Consider the following 1372-nt stretch of genomic DNA (forward strand, 5'->3'; position numbering starts at 1 on the left):
AGTCCTTGGGATTAAGAAATGCACTAACCGTTTTAATGACGAAATAGTGCGCATTTTACCCCACAAGGGGTTGGCATATTTACCACTACGTTCGTTCTCTCTTGGTAATATCGCTGTCCTCCTGTCAGGGGGCAATCCGAGGAAAGCAAAAATCCGACTCATCTCCACTTCCGGATCGTTCTTTAATTGCTCAAAAATTACAGGCAGTATCGACCCTTTTCCAAATACTTCTTCGTAGGCCTTGAGGTGATATGCATAACGAGTTATCTGAATCGCCACCTCACTGATGCCATTGTTCAAACTGAAATCTACGGAGTCAGGTCGAATTTGGCTCAACTCGTGTCCCGTAAAAGCAGTATGAGAGTGATGAGATTGAATGCGTTCAAAGGGGTGTCTCAACAGGTAGATGAACTTGAATTCATAATCCTTGTTAGAACGCATCCTGTCTAGAGTAAAATCAAAATAAGGAAATTTTGAATAATCGGTGCTGGCCTCTAAACGATAACGATGTAATTCTGGATCAAAGTCTTGGAACAGTCCTTCATACCATGACCAACCCTTGCCCCATTGGTAAGCCCCAGAAAAGAACTGTGGTTCCTTTTCCGAACAAGGACAGATCTGGGGATGTTTAGCCAATGCTGCAAATAGGGAACTCGTCCCTGCTTTCATTGCACCCACAATAATCACACAACGTGTTTTTCGACTCTTATCATTTATCATTTATCATTTTCCAAATAATGTGCGAACGATACAGCTTTTGACTAGCTATTGACACACATAACTAGGGTTTATCGGACACTTTGTCCAATAATAGTCTATATCTTCTGAAAGGTAACATCATTGAAAACGTCCTTGTACCATGGATTTATATTGAGAACGGAGTATAACGGTCATTTATCCAAAGTGTCCACTTTACTAATTTCATTATCTAATCTCAGAGTGTTACATGCTGAATTCGTATAATAATTTCGATTGCTTGCGAGGTAGGCTGATATTTTCTTATCGGACATTTTTGAAGCAACAATCCTAAAGAGTGGATATAAAAGATAATCTTCACCTTTGGTTCACGACTTAATTGACTGACGGTGAGCTTAGTCTAGGATGCCATTCCCACCATTCATTTACGCCTTCTTCGGTATCGTCTTTTTTCTTAACGATATCCCAAGTCACAAAATAGTCGGGATCGATAATATCAACTTTGTGTTCTTCATTTTTATAATGGCCGGGGGTGGCAACAAACCAAGCTTCTAATAAGGGTGGCAGATGAAAGATAGCTGGCTTTTCGCCCTCAGCCTGTGGTTTTTGACCTTTAATTTTCATTAACTCAACAGAAAGGCCCTCTTCTTCATCGATCTTGATGCCCGTGCCGGCC

Annotated in this window: 2 protein-coding genes; both read right to left on the reverse strand. The window is 40.9% G+C overall.

Going from position 1 to position 1372, the window contains the following annotated elements; all coding sequences use genetic code 11:
- A partial coding sequence (locus tag AC3AYF_RS21055; protein WP_487780418.1) for a sulfotransferase family protein occupies window positions 1–720 on the reverse strand: 720 nt, incomplete at its 3' end.
- A gap of 351 nt (window positions 721–1071) precedes the next feature.
- A partial coding sequence (locus tag AC3AYF_RS21060) for a hypothetical protein (RefSeq protein WP_487780419.1) occupies window positions 1072–1372 on the reverse strand: 301 nt, incomplete at its 5' end.

It is taken from the genome of Salinicola sp. (genome assembly GCF_982684285.1).